The following is a 2,912-nucleotide window of genomic DNA, read 5'->3' on the forward strand; positions in this document are numbered from 1 at the left end:
GCCGGATCGCCGACCCGCACGAAGCCGATGTCGCGGGTGGACACCTTGACCTCCGCGACGATCGGCTCGTTGGTCGGCATGGCGGTGATGAGCTTGTCGCCCGGCTGGAGCACGGAGCCGACCGACAATTTCGCGAGCGACAGGATGATGGAATCCTCCAGCGCCGACATTTTCACCAGATCCTGGTGCTTCTGCGCCTTTTCGAGCTGGGCCCGCGCCGAATCGCGGGTGTTCTGCGAGGTCACGAGGTCCTGGCTGATGGCGGCGCGCCATTGCTGGATGAAGGCGTCCCTGTTGGCCTTGAGCGCGGCCAGTTGCGCGGTCGATTCGTTCAGGCCGTTCTGGAGATTTTCCACCGTGCGCTGCATTTCGATGGCCTGATCCTTCGAGCCCAATTGATTGAGCAGCGATCCGGCGCCCTTGGCCAGCAATTGCGCGCGCATGTCCTCGACCTTGCCGGCGATCTGCGAGCGCTCGGCATAACGCGTGATGTCGTTCTTGGCCTTGGCGATGGCGGCTTCGGTCTGGCGGATCTGCTCGTCGAAGCTCTTGACCTGCGCCTTGTACTGGGCGTCGCGATCGAGCGCGAGCTTGCGCTGCAATTCGTTGTAATGCGCCTGGTCCGGGTCGCCGACGTCGACGAAGGCCGGCGCGCGTCCGGCAAGCTCCGCCTCGTCGCGGATAATCTGCGCATTGAGGCTCGCCACCTGTTGCCGCAACTGGGTGGCGTCGGCGGCCGCGAAGGTCGGATCCAGCGTCGCCAGCACCTGGCCCTTGGCGACCCGCTGGCCCTCGCGCACGTCGAGGCTCTTGATGATGGATTGATCCAGCGCTTGATAGACCTGCGCCGGCGCCGTCAGATTGATCTCGCCCTGCATGGAGGAAATGACGCGATCGACCTTGGCGACCCACAGCCCGATGACGGCGACGAGCACCAGAGCCGCCAGCGCCTGGACCGTCAATTGCGCCGTGCGCGGCTCCGGCGCCTCGCGAATGGCGGCAATATCCGACTGAAAGCTGCGGATGGCCGCCTGGCTGGCGGATTTGGGCGCCGCCGCCTTGACAGGCGCGGCCTTCGTTGGCGTCGTTTTCGGCGGTAGCTCCTTAACTGACACCGCGGCCCCCCTTCACGGAAGCCATGCCCTGGGCGGCCTGCTCGATATGGCCGTTCTGCTGGCGCCAGAGGCTGGAATAGATCTCGCAGCGGTCCAGCAATTCCCGATGCGTTCCCATATCGAGGAACTGGCCGCGTTCAAGCACCAGAATGGCGTCGGAATTGACCAGCGACGACAGCCGGTGGGAGATCGCGATCACCGTGCGGCCCTGGGCAATCTTGCGGATATTGGCGTTGACGATCGCTTCGCTGTCGGGGTCGAGCGCGCTGGTCGCCTCGTCGAGGATCAGGATGCGGGGATCGAGGATCAACGCGCGCGCAATAGCGAGGCGCTGGCGCTGGCCGCCGGAAAGATTGGGCGAGCCTTCGTAGATATAGGTGTCGAAGCCGCGCGGCAGGCGGTCGATGAATTCCTCCGCGCCCGCCATGCGCGCGGCGCGCACCACTTCGTCGAAGGTGGCGTTGGCTTTGGCCGCCGCGATGTTCTCGCGGATCGTGCCGCTGAACAGGAAATTCTCCTGCAGCACGACGCCGATGCTACGGCGCAGATGCGCGATGTTATATTCGCGCACGTCGATCCCGTCGACTTTGATCAGGCCCTCGTAATCCGAATGCAGGCGCTGCAACAGGCGCGTAACGGTGGTCTTGCCGGAGCCGCTGCGCCCGACCACGCCGAGCGTCGCGCCGACGGGAACCTCGAACGTGACGCCGTCGAGCGCCGGCGTCAGCGCGCCCTTGTAGGTGAAGCGGACATTGCTGAATTCAACCCTGCCCTCGAGCGGCTTGCGCACGCCGCCGTCGCCATGGCCCTCTTCCTTGGGCTGGTTGACGAGCTTCCGCACGATATCGACGCCGATGCGGACCTCGTCATATTGATTGATGAGCTTGGCCAGCTCCATCAGCGGGCCTGAAACCCGCTGCGAAAGCATCAGGAAGGCGAAGAGCGCGCCGGTGAAATAAGCGTCATTGCTGGTCAGCGCCAGATAGACGCCCACCGCGAAGGAGCCGGTGACGGCGAGCCGCTCCAGCGGGCGCACGCCGGTCTGAACCACCGAAACCAGCCAGCCCGCGCGCTCCTGCGCCTCGGCGACGCGGGCGACATGCATGTCCCAGACCTGGCGCTGGCGGCTTTCCAGCGACAGCGACTTGACCGTGCGCATCCCGGCGAGGCTCTGATACATGAAGGCCCCGCGCTCGGTCTGGCGGGTAATGACCTCGCCGCTGGCGCGGCGGATCGACGGCAGGAACACCAGCAGCCACAGCACGATCAGGCCGCAGAAGGCGACGACGATCGTGGTCATCAGCGGGCTGAAGGCGAACATGATCGGCAGGAAGACCAGCAGAACCATCGAATCGAGCACGGTTCCGAACAATTGCCCCGCCATGAAGTCGCGGATCTTCCACAGCTCCTGCACGTCGTGCATGGTCTTGCCGATCGGGGTGCGCTCGAAATAATCGATCGGAAGCTGCAACAGCTTGTCGAAGATATATTCCGACAGCCGGACGTCGGTCCGCGCGGTCAGATAAAGCATGAGATAGCTGCGCAGATAAGCGAAGATGGTCTCGAACAGGACCAGGACGCCCATGCCCGCGCAGAGCACGGCGAAGGAGCTGAACGCCTTATAGGCCAGCACCTTGTCGGTCATCAGACGCCAGAACATGATCGGCGCCAGCGCGAACAGGCTCAGGATCAGCGCGCAGATCACGACGTCGCGCACGAGTCGACGCTCGCGGAAGACCAGGCTCGCGATCAGGCCGAGGCCGAACGGCTGCTCCTCGTCCTGCAGATCGTAATTGC

The 2,912-nt window shown here is 64.5% G+C and carries 2 protein-coding genes; both read right to left on the reverse strand.

Going from position 1 to position 2,912, the window contains the following annotated elements; genetic code table 11:
• A partial coding sequence (locus tag ACE3S9_RS17780) for a biotin/lipoyl-binding protein (RefSeq protein ID WP_374547812.1) occupies positions 1-1,115 on the reverse strand: 1,115 nt, incomplete at its 3' end.
• Positions 1,105-2,912 (reverse strand): peptidase domain-containing ABC transporter (locus tag ACE3S9_RS17785; protein ID WP_374547813.1); only part of this gene is annotated, 1,808 nt, incomplete at its 5' end. The genes ACE3S9_RS17780 and ACE3S9_RS17785, both read right to left, overlap by 11 nt.

This window comes from Rhodoblastus sp. (assembly GCF_041915505.1).
Classification (GTDB): Bacteria; Pseudomonadota; Alphaproteobacteria; order Rhizobiales; family Beijerinckiaceae; genus Rhodoblastus.